At 70.0% G+C, this 14,618-nt stretch carries 20 protein-coding genes and 1 riboswitch; of the genes, 16 read left to right on the forward strand and 4 right to left on the reverse strand.

Annotated features, from left to right (window positions below):
- Positions 1-39 precede the first annotated feature (39 nt).
- The 11 genes from G7071_RS14095 to G7071_RS14145 all read left to right on the forward strand — a co-directional run bounded on the left by G7071_RS14095 (position 40) and on the right by G7071_RS14145 (position 8,470).
- On the forward strand, positions 40-993 hold the full coding sequence (locus G7071_RS14095) for a hypothetical protein (protein WP_166319789.1): 954 nt from the start codon (positions 40-42) through the stop codon (positions 991-993).
- A 9-nt stretch (positions 994-1,002) separates the two neighbouring features.
- Positions 1,003-1,971, forward strand: a complete 969-nt coding sequence (ligD, locus tag G7071_RS14100) for a non-homologous end-joining DNA ligase (RefSeq protein WP_166319791.1) — start codon at positions 1,003-1,005, stop codon at positions 1,969-1,971.
- A 9-nt stretch (positions 1,972-1,980) separates the two neighbouring features.
- Positions 1,981-2,643, forward strand: a complete 663-nt coding sequence (rpe, locus tag G7071_RS14105) for a ribulose-phosphate 3-epimerase (RefSeq protein ID WP_166319793.1) — start codon at positions 1,981-1,983, stop codon at positions 2,641-2,643.
- Positions 2,640-3,059 (forward strand): MmcQ/YjbR family DNA-binding protein, encoded by a 420-nt coding sequence (locus G7071_RS14110; RefSeq protein WP_246210030.1) that lies wholly within the window; start codon positions 2,640-2,642, stop codon positions 3,057-3,059. The genes rpe and G7071_RS14110 overlap by 4 nt, the downstream gene beginning before the upstream one ends.
- Before the next feature lie 143 nt (positions 3,060-3,202).
- A riboswitch (FMN riboswitch) is annotated at positions 3,203-3,348 on the forward strand.
- 74 nt (positions 3,349-3,422) lie between these two features.
- A complete protein-coding gene (ribD, locus tag G7071_RS14115) occupies positions 3,423-4,460 on the forward strand; it encodes a bifunctional diaminohydroxyphosphoribosylaminopyrimidine deaminase/5-amino-6-(5-phosphoribosylamino)uracil reductase RibD (RefSeq protein ID WP_166319795.1) in 1,038 nt (345 codons plus the stop codon).
- On the forward strand, positions 4,460-5,086 hold the full coding sequence (locus G7071_RS14120; RefSeq protein ID WP_166319797.1) for a riboflavin synthase: 627 nt from the start codon (positions 4,460-4,462) through the stop codon (positions 5,084-5,086). The genes ribD and G7071_RS14120 overlap by 1 nt, the downstream gene beginning before the upstream one ends.
- 67 nt (positions 5,087-5,153) lie before the next feature.
- Complete coding sequence (locus G7071_RS14125) at positions 5,154-6,401, forward strand: bifunctional 3,4-dihydroxy-2-butanone-4-phosphate synthase/GTP cyclohydrolase II (protein ID WP_166319799.1); 1,248 nt, start codon at positions 5,154-5,156, stop codon at positions 6,399-6,401.
- On the forward strand, positions 6,398-6,883 hold the full coding sequence (ribH, locus tag G7071_RS14130) for a 6,7-dimethyl-8-ribityllumazine synthase (RefSeq protein ID WP_166319801.1): 486 nt from the start codon (positions 6,398-6,400) through the stop codon (positions 6,881-6,883). Before G7071_RS14125 ends, ribH begins: the two co-directional genes overlap by 4 nt.
- An 11-nt stretch (positions 6,884-6,894) precedes the next feature.
- Positions 6,895-7,158, forward strand: a complete 264-nt coding sequence (locus tag G7071_RS14135) for a phosphoribosyl-ATP diphosphatase (protein ID WP_166319803.1) — start codon at positions 6,895-6,897, stop codon at positions 7,156-7,158.
- A gap of 17 nt (positions 7,159-7,175) precedes the next feature.
- Positions 7,176-8,021 carry an ATP phosphoribosyltransferase gene (hisG, locus tag G7071_RS14140; RefSeq protein ID WP_166319805.1) on the forward strand — a complete coding sequence of 282 codons (846 nt, stop codon included), beginning with the start codon at positions 7,176-7,178 and terminating at the stop codon, positions 8,019-8,021.
- An 8-nt stretch (positions 8,022-8,029) separates the two neighbouring features.
- Positions 8,030-8,470 (forward strand): PH domain-containing protein, encoded by a 441-nt coding sequence (locus tag G7071_RS14145; protein WP_166319807.1) that lies wholly within the window; start codon positions 8,030-8,032, stop codon positions 8,468-8,470.
- Here the strand turns inward: G7071_RS14145 and G7071_RS14150 are convergent.
- From G7071_RS14150 to G7071_RS14165, 4 genes are read right to left on the reverse strand one after another with little or no spacing between them, the layout of a single operon-like run.
- On the reverse strand, positions 8,460-9,407 hold the full coding sequence (locus G7071_RS14150) for an aldose 1-epimerase family protein (RefSeq protein WP_166319809.1): 948 nt from the start codon (positions 9,405-9,407) through the stop codon (positions 8,460-8,462). The genes G7071_RS14145 and G7071_RS14150 overlap by 11 nt on opposite strands.
- 36 nt (positions 9,408-9,443) lie before the next feature.
- Positions 9,444-9,998 carry a nucleoside/nucleotide kinase family protein gene (locus tag G7071_RS14155; protein ID WP_166319811.1) on the reverse strand — a complete coding sequence of 185 codons (555 nt, stop codon included), beginning with the start codon at positions 9,996-9,998 and terminating at the stop codon, positions 9,444-9,446.
- Positions 9,988-11,205 carry an amino acid deaminase/aldolase gene (locus G7071_RS14160; RefSeq protein ID WP_166319813.1) on the reverse strand — a complete coding sequence of 406 codons (1,218 nt, stop codon included), beginning with the start codon at positions 11,203-11,205 and terminating at the stop codon, positions 9,988-9,990. Before G7071_RS14160 ends, G7071_RS14155 begins: the two co-directional genes overlap by 11 nt.
- Positions 11,202-11,600, reverse strand: coding sequence for a hypothetical protein (locus G7071_RS14165; protein WP_166319815.1), 399 nt, complete (start codon positions 11,598-11,600; stop codon positions 11,202-11,204). The genes G7071_RS14160 and G7071_RS14165 overlap by 4 nt, the downstream gene beginning before the upstream one ends.
- Before the next feature lie 32 nt (positions 11,601-11,632).
- Between G7071_RS14165 and G7071_RS14170 the strand changes: the two genes are divergently transcribed.
- From G7071_RS14170 to G7071_RS14190, 5 genes are all read left to right on the forward strand, one after another.
- The gene (locus tag G7071_RS14170) at positions 11,633-12,133 is read left to right on the forward strand and encodes an SseB family protein (RefSeq protein ID WP_246210031.1); all 501 of its coding nucleotides are present in this window, start codon (positions 11,633-11,635) and stop codon (positions 12,131-12,133) included.
- Positions 12,134-12,328: 195 nt separating this feature from the next.
- Positions 12,329-13,072 (forward strand): translation initiation factor IF-3, encoded by a 744-nt coding sequence (gene infC, locus G7071_RS14175; protein WP_215727626.1) that lies wholly within the window; start codon positions 12,329-12,331, stop codon positions 13,070-13,072.
- Positions 13,073-13,134: 62 nt separating this feature from the next.
- Positions 13,135-13,329, forward strand: a complete 195-nt coding sequence (gene rpmI / locus G7071_RS14180) for a 50S ribosomal protein L35 (protein ID WP_166319819.1) — start codon at positions 13,135-13,137, stop codon at positions 13,327-13,329.
- A 60-nt stretch (positions 13,330-13,389) separates the two neighbouring features.
- The gene (rplT, locus tag G7071_RS14185) at positions 13,390-13,776 is read left to right on the forward strand and encodes a 50S ribosomal protein L20 (protein ID WP_166319821.1); all 387 of its coding nucleotides are present in this window, start codon (positions 13,390-13,392) and stop codon (positions 13,774-13,776) included.
- Between the two features lie 16 nt (positions 13,777-13,792).
- Complete coding sequence (locus G7071_RS14190; protein WP_166319823.1) at positions 13,793-14,575, forward strand: TrmH family RNA methyltransferase; 783 nt, start codon at positions 13,793-13,795, stop codon at positions 14,573-14,575.
- Positions 14,576-14,618 lie beyond the last annotated feature (43 nt).

Here is a 14,618-nt window from a genome sequence, read left to right on the forward strand (position 1 = left end):
GTCCGGCAGCTCGGCCGGGCCGAAGGGGAACGGGTCCTGGTGTCTCGACGTCTCACCGCCACGGTCGCGGCCATGCTGATGGCCTCGTCGCCGCTGCTCGCCGCGGCCCCGGCGCAGGCAGACGGGGCCGTCACGACCATGACCGGCCCGGGCGCGGCGGGTGACGCCATGTTCGTCACCTACGTGGGGTGCGCAGCGATCGACGGGGCTGCCACGGCGCCGATCTCGCGGCTCAACCTCGGGCCCGGAGCGGCGCCGATGGGCACCCGCACCCTGGGGATCGTCCCCCGGGGCCAGGCCACCGCCTCAGGTCCCACGGTGTCCTTCGACTCGCTGGCCGGCCTCGACATGGGGCTTCACGTCCGGTCCGAGGCGGGCACCGCCGGGGTGTCGCACGTCTGGCTGAGCACCCCCGACGCCGCGACCGGACACGCCTGGCGCGGGAGCGCTGCACTGTCCGTCCCGCCCGGCACCTGGCAGCACGTCGACACTGCCGCACTGGTGCACCAGTGGTCGCTCGTCGACCTCGCCACAGGCCAGGTCATGGCGTCCGAGAGCGCGACCCCCGCAGAGTTCGCGGCCCTGCACGGTGACGGCCCCGGGATGGCAGTCACCGGGTTCGGCTGCGACGGGCATGCCTTCAACCTCGACGCCGTGACCGCGGGGGGTCACATCTGGGACTTCGAGGGACTTGCCCTCACCACCTCGATCCGGACCTCCGCCCCCGACGTGGCGCGGGGTGCCGAGGTGTCGGTCGAGGGCGTGGTCACCGATGCGTCCCAGCGGGTCACCGGCGACCCGCTGGTCCTGCAGACCCGGGTCCCCGGCACGGAGCACTGGAAGGACGCCTCTCCGCTGACCTACACGGTCGAGGGCGCCTCCCGGGTGAGCGTCACGATCGATCACACGCAGGAGCTCCGCTGGCTGCGCCCGACGAGCGAATACGCCGATGCCGGTGCCTCTGAGCCGATCCTGGTGACAGTCACTGACTAGGGTCGCCCCATGGCGAAGTCACCCGGCATCGAGATCGAGGTCGGCGCGCACGTCGTGCGTGTGAGCAACCCCGACCGCGTCTACTTCCCCGAGTCGGGGGCCACCAAGCTCGACCTGGTGGAGTACTACCTCGCCGTCGGCGACGGCATCGTCAACGCGCTGCGCGAGCGGCCGTGCATGCTGCACCGGTTCCCCAAGGGGCTGGCGGGCGACAAGGTGCACCAGAAGCGGATCCCGGCCGGCGCCCCGCCGTGGGTGGAGACGGTGCGCCTGCACTTCCCGAGATGGAACCGCACCGCCGACGAGCTCTGCGTGACCGAGCTGGCCAGCGTGATCTGGGCGGTGCAGATGTCGACGGTCGAGTTCCACCCGTGGAACAGCCGGCGAGCGGACACCGAGTCGCCCGATGAGTGGCGCATCGACCTCGATCCCGGCCCCGAGTGTGAGTGGGAGACCGTGCAGCGGGTCGCCCACATCGCCCACGGGGTGCTCGACGAGCTGGGGGCGGTGGGCTTCCCGAAGACGAGCGGCGGGTCCGGGCTCCACATCTACGTCCGGATCAGGCCCGACCACGGCTTCGGTGACGTACGCCGAGGCGCCCTCGCCTTCGCCCGCGAGGTCGAGCGGCGTGCCGACGGCGACGTGACGACGGCGTGGTGGCGCAAGGACCGCTCACCCGACCAGCTCTTCGTCGACTACAACCAGAACGCGCGCGACCACACCATCGCAGCGGCATACTCCGTGCGCGGTGTCCCCAACGCGCGCGTCTCCGCCCCGGTGCACTGGGACGAGATCGACTCCTGCGAGCCCGACGACTTCACGATGTTCACCATGCCCGCCCGCTTCGCCGGGATCGGCGACCTGCATGCGGGCATCGACGACGAGGTCTTCGACATCGCGCCGTTGCTGGAGTGGGCGGAGCGTGACGAGGCCGAGGGTGCCGAGCCTCCCGCCGACCCGGAGTCGCCCAAACCCTAGGCTGACCCTGTGGGAATCCAGATCACGCCGTCCATCCTCAACGCCGACTTCGCCAAGCTGGGTGAGGAGATCGGGCGGATCGGGAGCGCCGACTGGGTGCACGTCGACGTCATGGACAACCACTTCGTGCCCAACCTGACCTTCGGCCCGACGATGATCGAGGCGCTCAGCACGGCGACCGACATCCCGCTCGACGCGCACCTGATGATCGAGGACTGCGACACCCAGGCCCCTCTCTACGCCGAGGCCGGTGCCAGCAGCGTCACCTTCCACGTCGAGTCGACCAAGGCACCGATCCGGCTGGCCCGCGAGCTGCGCAACCAGGGCGCCCGGGCCAGCATGGCGCTGAAGCCGGCCACCCCCATCGAGCCCTACGAGGCGCTGCTGCCCGAGCTCGACATGGTGCTGATCATGACGGTGGAGCCCGGCTTCGGGGGCCAGAAGTTCCTGGACCTGTGCCTGCCGAAGATCCGCACAGCCCGCGCGCTGATGCGCAAGCATGGGGTGGAGACCTGGCTGCAGGTCGACGGTGGCGTGAGCCTGGAGACGATCGAGCGCTGCGCGGAGGCGGGCGCTGACGTCTTCGTCGCCGGTAGCGCGGTCTATTCCGCCGCCGACCCTGACGCGATGGTGCGCGAGCTCAGGGCGAAGGCCGAGGCCGCCGTCCCGTGAAGCGGCCGGCCACGCTCGACGACATCCACGCCACGGCGCTGGCGATGCCGCACGTCACCGTGGCTCGAGCGGGCACGCTCCCCGTCTACCAGGTCGGCGGCAAGTCGTTCGTCTTCTTCCGGACACCTCGCCCCGACGCGTTCGATCCGGAGACGGGGGAGCGCTACGACGACGTGATCGTCCTGTGGGTCGCCTCCGTGGGCGACAAGCTCGCACTGGTCCAGGACGAGGCCTCGCCGTTCTTCTCGACACCGCACTTCGACGGCCACCCCTCCGTGCTGCTGCGGGGGTCGCGGGTCTCCGAGGTGGACCGGGACGAGATCGTGGAGCTGGTCCAGGACGCCTGGCTGGCGCAGGCCTCACGTCGCCGCGCCGAGACCTGGCTGCGGGAGCACGCCCTACCCGACACCAGTTGACAGGCGGCGAAGATGCCCCCCGGCGGCACGTCGCGTGGCCGCCGGAGCGGCGGCCGCGGCCGGGCGCGCGCCGGCGTTGCCGACGTCACAGCGGACAGGCGCACGAAGACGTCGAGCCGTATGGCAGAGTTCGACCCAGCAAAGAGCGTGCTCTGGGGGCGGTGAAACTCCGCACCGGCGGTGACTGGGTGAAAGTCCGGAAGTCCGCGACCCGGCCACAGCCAGTGGCCGGTTGACCAGGTGGGATTCCTGGACCGACGGTCAAAGTCCGGATGAGAAGAACACGCACATCGCCAGACGTCCTCCTGATGTCTGCGACCGCGCCCCCGGAGTCCATTTTTCGAAGGACACACGAGGGCAGCGATGACGACCACACCAGCCGAGCAGGCTGCGATGCGGCGAGCCCTGAAGCTCGCCGCGACTCCTGGCGTGCCGCTCGGCCCCAACCCACGCGTGGGTTGCGTGCTGCTCGACGCCGATGGCGCAGAGATCGCTGAGGGCTTCCATCGAGGTGCCGGGACCCCGCACGCCGAGGTGGCGGCGCTGACCGAGGCAGGCGAGGCCGCACGAGGCGCGACCGCCGTCGTGAGCCTGGAACCGTGCAACCACACCGGCCGCACCGGCCCGTGCGTCGAGGCCCTCATCGAGGCAGGCGTACGGCGGGTGGTGTTCGCCCAGCGCGACCCCAACCCGGTCGCCGCCGGCGGCGCCGAGGCGCTGCGTGCCGCAGGAGTCGAGGTCGAGGCCGGGGTCATGGCCTCCGTCGCCCGCGGGGTCAACCGTGCCTGGACCTTCGCCGTCGAGCACGAGCGTCCCTTCGTCACCTGGAAGTTCGCCACCACCCTCGACGGCCGCAGCGCAGCCGCTGACGGGACGAGCCGGTGGATCAGCGGCACCGACGCCCGCCGTGACACCCACGCGCTGCGCGCCGAGTGCGACGTGCTGATGGTCGGCACCGGCACCGTGCTCGTCGACGACCCCCAGCTCACCGTGCGTGACGAGGTCGACCACCCCGTCGCCCACCAGCCACTGCGCGTGGTCATGGGGGAGCGGGAGGTCCCGGCGGCGAGCCGGATCTTCGAGGGCCCCGGCGAGGCCAGGCACCTGACGACGCGCGACCCGGCCCGGGCGCTGGCGCAGCTCCACGAGGACGGACGTCGCCACGTCTGGCTCGAGGGTGGTCCGACACTGGCTGCGGCATTCCTCAGGGCTGATCTCGTGGACGAGGTCATCGCCTACGTCGCGCCGACCTTCCTCGGCGCGGGTGCCAGTGCCGTCGGCGACCTCGGCATCACCACCATCGGTGACCAGCTGCGCTGGCACCTCAAGCGGGCGGCCGTGATCGGCACTGGCGCCGACGCGACCGTCCGCCTCACCCTCACCCCGACAGGAGACAGCTGATGTTCACAGGCATCGTCGAAGAGCTCGGCACCGTCGAGACGGTCGAACAGCAGGGTGATGCGCTGCGCCTGACCGTCCGCGCCGACGTGGTCCTCCAGGGCACGGTCCTGGGAGACTCCATCGCAGTCAACGGATGTTGTCTGACTGTCGCAGTGCGCGACGCGGACACCTGGACCGCCGACGTCATGCAGGAGACTCTCGACAAGACGTCCCTGGCCGGTGTCGCGCCCGGTGACCGGGTCAACCTCGAACGGGCCGTGACGGTCGAGAAACGACTCGGCGGACACATCGTGCAGGGCCACGTCGACGGCGTCGGAGAGGTGCTGCGCCGCGAGCCCAGCGAGCACTGGGAGCTGGTCGAGGTCGCGATGCCGTCCGAGCTCGGGCGCTACCTCGTGGACAAGGGCTCCATCACCGTGGACGGCGTCAGCCTCACCGTCGTCGAGGCCAAGGACACCAGCTTCACCGTCAGCCTGATCCCCGAGACCCTCGCGCGCACCACGCTCGGGGCTCGGCAGCCCGGCGACCGCGTCAACCTCGAGGTGGACGTCATCGCCAAGCATGTCGAGAAGCTGCTGGCCAGTGGATACCTGGACCCGACGGAGAAGTCGAGGCACGACACGTGAGCCTCGTCGTCCGGTCACGTGCCTCCAGGACCTCTCTACCCACCCCCGAACTGCAAGGAGCTTCCGCATGAGCGAGCCCATCAAGCTCGACAGCGTCGAGCGTGCCATCGCTGACATCGCTGCCGGCAAGGCCGTCATCGTGGTTGACGACGAGGACCGTGAGAACGAGGGCGACATCATCTTCGCCGCGGCCCGGGCGACCCCGGAGCTGATGGCGTTCACCATCCGGCACTCCAGCGGCGTGATCTGCGTGCCGATGCCGGCACAGATGCTCGACCGGCTCGAGATCCCGCTGATGACGCCGCACAACAAGGACAAGCTCCGCACCGCCTACACGATCTCGGTCGACGCCCGCGACGGCGTCAGCACCGGCATCAGTGCCGCTGATCGGGCACACACCGCGCGGACGCTGGCCGACTCCGCGACCGAGCCGTGGGAGATCACCCGGCCCGGACACGTCTTCCCGCTCCGCTATCGCGAGGGCGGCGTGCTCGTCCGGCGCGGCCACACCGAGGCCGCGGTGGACCTCGCCAAGCTCGCCGGTCTCACCCCTGCCGGCGTGCTGGTCGAGGTGGTCAACGACGACGGCACGATGAAGCGCGGCCCCGAGCTGCGAGCCTTCGCCGACGAGCACGGCCTGGCGATGATCTCGATCGAGGACCTGGTGCGCTACCGCCGTCGGCACGAGCGCCACGTCCAGCGGGTCGCCGTGACCCGGCTGCCGACCGCCCACGGTGACTTCACGGCGTACGGCTATCGGATCACCATCGACGACGGCGAGCACGTCGCCTTGGTGTATGGCGACGTCAGTGGCCCCGAGCCGGTGCTGACCCGCGTGCACTCGGAGTGCCTGACCGGCGACGTCTTCGGCAGCCACCGCTGCGACTGCGGACCCCAGCTGCGCGAGGCCATGGCCAACATCGTCGCCGAGGGTCGTGGCGTCGTGGTCTATCTGCGAGGCCACGAGGGCCGAGGCATCGGCCTCGTCGCCAAGCTGCAGGCGTATGCCCTGCAGGACGAGGGCCGCGACACGGTCGACGCCAACCTCGACTTGGGGCTGCCCGCCGACGGACGCCACTACGGCACCGCCACCCAGATCCTGCGTGACCTGGGCATCGGGTCGGTGCGGCTGCTGACCAACAACCCGGGCAAGACCGCGAGCCTGGAGGACTTCGGGATCCGGGTGGCCGAACGGGTGCCGCTGGCCATCCACCCCAACGACGACAACATCGACTACCTGCGCACCAAGCGCGACCGGATGGGCCATGTCCTGCCCGACCTGCCGGAAGCCATGACCGAGGAGCTGCACCAATGAGCGGAGCCGGCGCACCGGACCAGACCCCCTTCGACGCCTCCGGCCTCAGGGTCGCGGTGGTGGCCGCGAGCTGGCACACGGAGGTGATGGACGGCCTGCTGGCCGGCACCCAGCGCGCGCTGGACGCCTACCAGGTTGAGGACGCGCGCATCGTGCGGGTGCCCGGAACCTTCGAGCTCCCCGTGGTGGCACTCGCGCTCGCCCGGCAGGGTTATGACGCGGTCGTCGCCCTCGGCGTCGTGATCCGTGGCGGCACCCCGCACTTCGACTTCGTGTGCGACGCCGCGACCGAGGGTCTGACCCGCGTCACCCTCGACACCGGGGTGCCTGTCGGCTTCGGCGTGCTGACCTGCGACAACGACGAGCAGGCGCTCGACCGTGCTGGGCTTGCGGGGTCGAAGGAGGACAAGGGCTGGGAGGCGACGACCGCCGCCCTGGCCACCGCCCGGACCCTGGCGGAGCTGCGCGCGGGCGCGCCGTAGGCTTGCGACCTGTGAAGACGTTTGAGGAGCTCTGGGCCGAGCTGAGCGAGAAGGCCGCCACCCGTCCCGAGGGCTCAGGCACTGTCCAGCAGCTCGACGCCGGGGTGCATGCGATCGGCAAGAAGCTGATCGAGGAGGCCGCGGAATCGTGGATGGCGGCCGAGCACGAGGGCAAGGACGCGACCGCGCTCGAGATCAGCCAGCTGCTCTACCACGCCCAGGTGCTGATGCTCGCCAGCGGACTCACCCTCGACGACGTCTACGCCCACCTCTGAGAACCGGTGCCCCACTGATGACCCTCCGCATCGCCGTACCCAACAAGGGTGCGCTGTCCGTGGCCGCGAGCGAGATCCTGCGCGAGGCCGGCTACCGCCAGCGCAGCGACAACAAGGAGCTCGCCCTGATCGACGCCGAGAACGGTGTCGAGTTCTTCTACCTCCGCCCCCGCGACATCGCCCTGTATGTCGGTGAGGGGACGCTCGACGTCGGCATCACCGGCCGTGACCTGCTCCTCGACTCCGGCGCCACCGCCACCGAGGTCATGCAGCTGGGGTTCGGCCGGTCGCGCTTCCACTTCGCGGGGCCGGCGGGGGAGTTCACCACCCTCGAGCAGCTCTCCGGCAAGCGCATCGCCACGTCCTATGTCGGCGTCGTCGAGGCGTTCCTGGCCGCGCGGGGGATCGATGCCTCGGTGACGCGCCTCGACGGGGCGGTCGAGACGAGCATCAAGCTCGGCGTCGCCGACGTGATCGCTGATGTCGTCGAGACGGGTTCGACCCTGCGGGCGGCCGGCCTGGCGACGTTCGGAGAGGTGATCCTCGACTCCGAGGCCGTCATGATCGCGCGTGGCGACTCCGACATCGAGGGCTTCGAGATCTTCCGGAGGCGGGTCGAGGGGGTCCTCGTCGCGCGCAGCTTCGTGATGATGGACTACGACATCGAGCAGACCAGCCTCGAGCGCGCGGCCGGGCTCGCACCCGGTCTGGAGGGTCCCACCATCTCGCCCCTCGGCAAGGAGGGCTGGGTGGCAGTGCGCGTCATGGTCCCGAGGGCGGGCTCGCAGCGGCTGATGGACGACCTCTACGAGGTCGGCGCTCGTGCGATCCTGCTCACCGACATCCACGCCTGCCGGCTCTGAGGGCGCTGATGAGCAGCGTCGAGCCAGTCACCCTGCCGCACACCTGGCGCCCGCTGGGCGTGCGAGTGGCCGTGGTGTTCTTCGGCAGCATGCTGGTCTTGGTGTGCGCCTTCGCGTGGCTCGGGTTCGACCCCGAGATCCGCGCCAAGTTCACGGTCTTCCAGCGCTCCACGCTGCTCGGCCTCGGGCTGCTCTATGCCGCCGTGGGTCACGCGCTGGCCCGGTCGCGGGTCGAGGCGTCCCAGCAGGGGCTGCACGTCGTCAACGGCTACAAGTCGCGCGACTACGAATGGGCCGAGGTCGTCGCCATCCACCTGACGGCCGGCAGCCCGTGGGCCACCATCGACCTCGCGGACGGGACCACCGCCTCGATCCTGGCCCTCCAGGGCTCTGACGGCGAGCGCGCCCGCCTGGCTGTGCGTCAGCTGCGTGGCCTGATCAACCGCTGAGAGCACGGTCGGCGGGAATCGCGCGGATCCCCCACGTCACGGACATCTCGTCCCCGTCCTGGCCGCTCGGCGAGAGGGTGCGCAGGTCGGTGCCCGACCTGAAGGCGTCGGGTGGGGCCGTCATCGGCTCAACGGCGAGCGATCGGCGCTCCTTGCCCGGCACGTCGTCAGCGCTGTAGATCTGCAGCCACCGGATCTGCTCGTCGACCCACAGCGCAGTCCCGGGACCGCCGCGAGCCGAGCGGAGGGTGACGGTGGCGACGCCGTCGACCCGGTCCAGGTCGCCGTACGCCTCGTTGAACTGCGCGGCGCCGATGATCCTGGCCCTGCGGAAGTCGTGCTCGTCATCGACGCCCACGGTCTCGACCGGGATCAGGCGCTCGTCGTTGACGGTGCGGGTCGCAGCGGGCAGCGTGAGCTCCAGCTGGTCGATGGCACCGTTGGTCGGGGTGTCGAGGCTCAGGTAGGGATGGGCGCCGCAGGCGTACGGCGCGGGCTGACCGCTGAGGTTCCTCGCGGTCTGCACCACGGTCAGCCCGTCTCCGTCGAGGTGGTAGTCGACGCGCAGCTCGAGCGTCCACGGATAGCCGGTCTGGGCCATCAGGCGGTGGCGCAGCGACACCGAGTGGGCCGTGTGCTCCTGGAGTCCCCACCCCGCCCAGCGAGCCAGCCCGTGAGAGGCGTTCGACCGTTTCGGCTCCGTGAGCGCCAGCTGCAGGTCGCGACCGGCGAAGGTGTACTTGCCGTCGCGGATCCTGTTCGGCCACGGCATCAGCAGCTGGCCGCGTCCGCCGTGCGACATCTCGTCGACGTCGAATCCGTCGACAAGCTGGCGATCGGCGTGTGTCAGGAGCCGCAGGGCCGCACCGCTCTCGGTGATGACGGCGCGGTAGCCGGCTGCTGCGATCTCGAACTGCTTCCCCGACGGGTGCTCCATGCACCCAGTCTGCACGGTCGTGCGGAGCCGACCAGGTCAGTCGTTGGTGTCGACCACGAGGTCGGCGCGACGGTCGGTGCCCTCCTTGGCCAGCATCGCCTGCTCGTCGTCCTGCCACTGGATCCACTGGTCACGCACCGCTGCGCCGTCGCGATCGAGACCGCGCTCCAGGCGCGTGGCCTGGGTGGAGTCCAGCCACACGAGGAGCGTGATCAGGTCGCTCCAGGAACGGTGCCCGGCCCCCACTCCCTCGATCACCAGCAGGGGGGAGGGGTCGACGGTGACCTCCTCGACGAACGCGTCCTGATCCCAGTCCCACCGGCGGTAGGTGCCCGGACGACCGGACGCGAGCTCGTGCAGCAGCGGACCCACCTGGTCGGCCACCCGGTCCAGTCCTCGCCAACCCGGATAGAAGTCGTCCAGGTGCAGGACGCGGCACCTAGCCTGTGCGCGCACAGCGGCAGCGAGCGTCGTCTTGCCCGAGCCGGCGAGACCGTCGATGCAGATCAGCCGGCCCTGGCCGAGGGTCGCGGGTCGAGCCAGTGCCGACGCCAGGACCCGAGCGGCGATCGAGGCGGGGTCAGAACGCATGCCCGAGGCCGCGATACGTCGGCACCGACGTCACGATGTCGGACCCGCTGACCAGGTGGGCGGTGTTGACGTGCTCGAACAGCTCGCCCGACTTGGCGTGACGGAACCAGACCAGGTCGCCGATCTGCAGGGATGCGGCCGGGTGACCGGTCAACGGGGTCTGGACCTCGCCCGCCCCCTCGAGGCCCGTCAGGTGCAGCCCGGCCGGTGCCCACGGGATGGGAGCGCGGTCGTCTCCCACTGGTCCGGAGGCGATCAGGCCGCCGCCGTGGACCGTCGCCAGCCCGGGGGCGGGCTTGCGGCTGACGCGCAGGCCGAAGAAGGCCGCCGGGCGGGGGGTGAAGGACTGGTAGTGGTCGAACAGGCCGGGGACGAGGAGGCCGGACCCGGCAGCGATCTCGGTGACTGCCGCGTCGGCGGCCGTGGCCTCGACCGAACCTGATCCACCGCCGTTCCAGAACTCCAGGTCGACGAGCTGTCGGAGCTCCTGGGCAAGGACCCGCCGTCGCTCCTCCAGCTGCGCCATCGACGCGCGCTTGAGCCGGCGCACGACGAGGGACTTCGCCCGCTGGCCGGGCACGTCGTCGGGCACGCCCGCGACCTGGCCCTCGTAGGTCATCACCCCGACGAGGCGGAAACCCTCACGTGCCTGCACAGCGCGCGCCAGCTCGAGGATCGGTGCCTTGTCGTGGAGGGGTGACCGCTTCGGGCCGACGTGCTGGCTGCCCAGACGCAGTCCGGCGTCGATGTCGAGCGCAACCCTGACCTGCACCGCCTTGGACGTGCGGACCGAGTCGATGAGCTCCAGGTGAGCCCGGTCGTCGATCATCACCGTGATGGCGGCGGCAGACGAGGGGGAGGCGACCAGGTCAGCGATCGCGCCGCGGTCGACCGTCGGATAGGCGACCACCACGTCATCGGTGACGCCCAGGTCGTGGAGCACGAGCGCTTCTCGAAGCGTGTAGGCCAGGACGCCGTGGAAGCCCGGCAGGGCCAGGGCGCGCTCGATCAGGGCGGGCACCCGCAGCGACTTCGACGCGACGCGGATCGGCTTGCCCCCGGCACGGCGCGCCAGGTCCGCAGCATTCGCGTCGAAGGCGTCGAGGTCCACGATGGCGATCGGCGTGGACAGGGGGTCGCGATGGCCTGCGACCGCAGCGTTGAGCCGGGCCGTGAGGCGGTTTCGCGCGATGAAGTCCGCCGTCATCTGTCTCCCCGCTTCTTCAGCAGGGCCTCGATGTCCGCCAGGTCGCGGTCGATCGGCGCGGGAGTCACCCGGTCTCGGCTCGATGCTGCGATCCCCAGCTGCCGGTCGCGCAGGAACCCGCCCGTGATGATGAGGAGCACCCCCGTGGCGCCGAGCACGATCCCGGCCCAGGTGATCGGGCTGAGGACCAGGCCAGCGGCCCAGTCGGCGACTGCGGTGGCCGTGCGGGTGACGAGCTCGAGGGTGCCCGTGAGCCAGGCTGCGGCCGGGAGCATGGAGAATCCGAGTGTGCGTATGCCGCTGGGCAGGCCGCGCCGGCGATAGGACACCCAGGTCCAGGCGAGTCCCAGCAGGGTCAGGGTGGCGGCGAATGCCGCCCACGTTGCCTCGTCCACGTGGCCAGACTTCCACAGTGGACAATGGCGGCGTGGACAGACTCATCCCCGATCCTGGCTTCGCCGGCGACGACGGCAGCGCCGACGCAGGCCTGGAGCGTGCACTCGCCGGCTACGCCCGCGACGAGCTGACCCACGCCGACGTGCTGCTCGAGCTCCAGGGGGCCAGGCTGCTCGTCCCCGTGGTCGCCACCCTGGGGGAGGTCGAGATCGACGAGCACGGGCTCGCCCACGACAAGACCAGTGACATGGCCGCCGTCCTGATGAGGGGTGCCGACGGCCGGCTCGCCCTGCTGTCGTTCACCTCGACGCAGACCCTGGCCCGGTGGAACCCCGAGGCCAGGCCGGTGCCGGTCCACGCGCGACTGGCAGCCCAGTCGGCCGTCCAGGACGGTGCAGCCGCACTGGTGATCGACATCGCCGGGCCCGTACGACTGGTGGTCGAAGGGGATGACCTCGTGGCGCTGGCCGCGGGGTGGCGTGCAGCCAAGGTGGGGGAGGACATCGCCTGGATTGGCCGGGGACAGGAATGATCGGCTAACCTTCGGTGTTGACCGATCAGTCCCGCTTGCGGGGCAGATCCACCAAGCGGAGACAGCAGTTCGTCTCCCACCCGCACCGACCGCCTGGTCGTCGGGTTCCGGTCCGGATCAGGCGTTGAGGATTTCCACCAGGATTTCTCCGACTCCCTGACGCTGGCTTCCGCTTGGGCAGAGCGGGAGCCATTGGTGTTTCTAGGCCATTGTCCTCCCCGGGTCAGACCACAACCCACAGTCACTGGAGGACACATCAGCACCGAGCTGCGCATCAACGAGCGGATCCGCGTTCCCGAGGTCCGGCTTGTCGGGCCAAACGGCGAGACGGTCGGCATCGTGCCGACCGACCAGGCGCTGAAGCTTGCCCAAGAGGCAGACCTCGACCTGGTCGAGATCGCGCCCCAGGGCCGGCCGCCTGTCTGCAAGCTCATGGACTTCGGCAAGTTCAAGTACGAGAACGCCCAGAAGGCCCGTGAGGCTCGACGGAACCAGACGAACGTCATCATCAAGGAGATGAAGCTTCGTCCCAAGATCGACGCGCACGACTACGAGACCAAGAAGGGTCACGTCGTGCGCTTCCTCAAGGCCGGCGACAAGGTCAAGATCACGATCATGTTCCGTGGCCGCGAGCAGCACCGCCCCGAGCTCGGGTTCAGGTTGCTGCAGCGCCTGGCCGAGGACGTGAGCGAGCTGGGCTTCGTCGAGTCGACTCCCAAGCAGGACGGTCGCAACATGATCATGGTGCTCGGCCCGCACAAGAAGAAGGCCGACGCCAAGATCGATGCCGCCGCGGCCAAGGAGGAGAAGATGGCCGAGCGTGCAGCGGTCGTCGATGCCGAGCGCGCCGAGCGCGAGGCCGCCCACGCGGCCGGTCCCGTGGCAGCCAAGAAGGAGCGCGGCCGCTCCGAGAACCTCGATCCGGAGATCGAGGCCTGAGGGTCCCCCACCGCTCGACCCCCCCAAGTTTTCGAACCACTGATCAGGAAGTAGAGGCAGACATGCCCAAGAACAAGACCCACTCGGGTGCCAGCAAGCGCTTCCGCGTGACCGGCTCGGGCAAGATCCTTCGCGAGAAGGCTGGCAAGCGCCACAACCTCGAGAAGAAGCCCTCGAAGGTCACTCGTCGTCTCAGCGGCACCGTCGAGGTCGCCAAGAACGACACCGCACGTGCCAAGAAGATGCTGGGTCTCTGAGTCCTTCCGACTCGACCCTTCACTGCACCCACACTGAGTTTTTGAGCAAGGAGTAAAGAAATGGCACGCGTCAAGCGGGCAGTAAACGCCCAGAAGAAGCGCCGGGTCGTCCTCGAGCGGGCCTCCGGCTACCGCGGTCAGCGCTCGCGCCTCTACCGCAAGGCCAAGGAGCAGGTCACCCACTCGCTGGTCTACAGCTACAACGACCGCCGCAAGAACAAGGGCAACTTCCGCAAGCTGTGGATCCAGCGCATCAACGCCGCTGCCCGCGCCAACGGGATGACCTACAACCGCTTCATCCAGGGCCTCAACCTGGCCGGTGTCGAGGTCGACCGCAAGATCCTGGCCGAGCTCGCCGTCAACGACGCCCCGGCGTTCGCCGTGCTGGTGGAGACCGCCAAGGCTGCGCTTCCCGAGGACGTCAACGCCCCCAAGGTCAGCGCCTGATCCGCAGGGTCCGACGATGAGCGTGCCCCTCACCGCGGGCAACACTCGCGTCAAGGAAGCTCGCAAGTTGAGCCGCCGTTCGGTTCGCACCGAACGGCGGCTCTTCCTCGCTGATGGGCCCAAGGCCGTCGAGGGCGCCGCCCGGCTGCCCGGCTGCGTGGTCGAGGTCTTCGTCACTCCCACCGCGCGCGCGGCGTACGCCGATGTGCTGGTCGCAGTGGAACAGGTCACCGTCGTCGACGACCGTGCGATGGCGTCCCTCTCGGACTCGGTGAGCCCCGCGGGTCTCGTCGCGGTGTGCCGACACCTCGACGTCCCGCTCGAGACGGTCACCGCCGGACGGCCCCAGCTGCTGGTGATCTGCGCTGACATCCGCGATCCGGGCAATGCAGGCAACGTCATCCGGACGGCCGATGCGGCCGGCGCGGACGCGGTGATCCTGGCTGGCCGCTCGGTGGATATCTACAACCCCAAGACGGTGCGCGCGAGCGTGGGTAGCGTCTTCCACATGCCCCTCGCCCTCGTGCCCGACCCTGCTGCTGCGGTGGCTGCTGTGCGCGACGCCGGGTGTGCGGTCCTGGCTGCCGACGGGGCTGGTGAGGTCGACCTGTTCGAGGCCGACCTGCGCGGCCCGACGGGCTGGCTCTTCGGCAACGAGGCGTGGGGGCTGCCGGGCCACCTGGCCTCGCTCGCCGACCATCGGGTGTCGATCCCGATCCACGGGCGGGCCGAGAGCCTCAACCTCGCCACGGCCGCCGCCGTGTGTCTCTACACCAGCGCCGCATCGCAGCGGCGCTGAGACCGGGTCGACAGTCGTGGGCCTGCGTGTGCGTCAAGCCGTT

Origin of the sequence: Nocardioides piscis (assembly GCF_011300215.1) — a bacterium.
Lineage (GTDB): Bacteria > Actinomycetota > Actinomycetes > Propionibacteriales > Nocardioidaceae > Nocardioides > Nocardioides piscis.

Excerpts from the sequence above, each read along its gene's own strand:
- ligD (WP_166319791.1), top strand. The coding sequence starts at position 1,003 with ATGGCGAAGTCACCCGGCATCGAGATCGAGGTCGGCGCGCACGTCGTG.
- ribD (WP_166319795.1), top strand. The coding sequence starts at position 3,423 with ATGACGACCACACCAGCCGAGCAGGCTGCGATGCGGCGAGCCCTGAAG.
- G7071_RS14120 (WP_166319797.1), top strand. The coding sequence starts at position 4,460 with ATGTTCACAGGCATCGTCGAAGAGCTCGGCACCGTCGAGACGGTCGAA.
- G7071_RS14125 (WP_166319799.1), top strand. The coding sequence starts at position 5,154 with ATGAGCGAGCCCATCAAGCTCGACAGCGTCGAGCGTGCCATCGCTGAC.
- ribH (WP_166319801.1), top strand. The coding sequence starts at position 6,398 with ATGAGCGGAGCCGGCGCACCGGACCAGACCCCCTTCGACGCCTCCGGC.
- hisG (WP_166319805.1), top strand. The coding sequence starts at position 7,176 with ATGACCCTCCGCATCGCCGTACCCAACAAGGGTGCGCTGTCCGTGGCC.
- G7071_RS14145 (WP_166319807.1), top strand. The coding sequence starts at position 8,030 with ATGAGCAGCGTCGAGCCAGTCACCCTGCCGCACACCTGGCGCCCGCTG.
- G7071_RS14150 (WP_166319809.1), bottom strand. The coding sequence starts at position 9,407 with ATGGAGCACCCGTCGGGGAAGCAGTTCGAGATCGCAGCAGCCGGCTAC.
- G7071_RS14155 (WP_166319811.1), bottom strand. The coding sequence starts at position 9,998 with ATGCGTTCTGACCCCGCCTCGATCGCCGCTCGGGTCCTGGCGTCGGCA.
- G7071_RS14160 (WP_166319813.1), bottom strand. The coding sequence starts at position 11,205 with ATGACGGCGGACTTCATCGCGCGAAACCGCCTCACGGCCCGGCTCAAC.
- rpmI (WP_166319819.1), top strand. The coding sequence starts at position 13,135 with ATGCCCAAGAACAAGACCCACTCGGGTGCCAGCAAGCGCTTCCGCGTG.
- rplT (WP_166319821.1), top strand. The coding sequence starts at position 13,390 with ATGGCACGCGTCAAGCGGGCAGTAAACGCCCAGAAGAAGCGCCGGGTC.
- G7071_RS14190 (WP_166319823.1), top strand. The coding sequence starts at position 13,793 with ATGAGCGTGCCCCTCACCGCGGGCAACACTCGCGTCAAGGAAGCTCGC.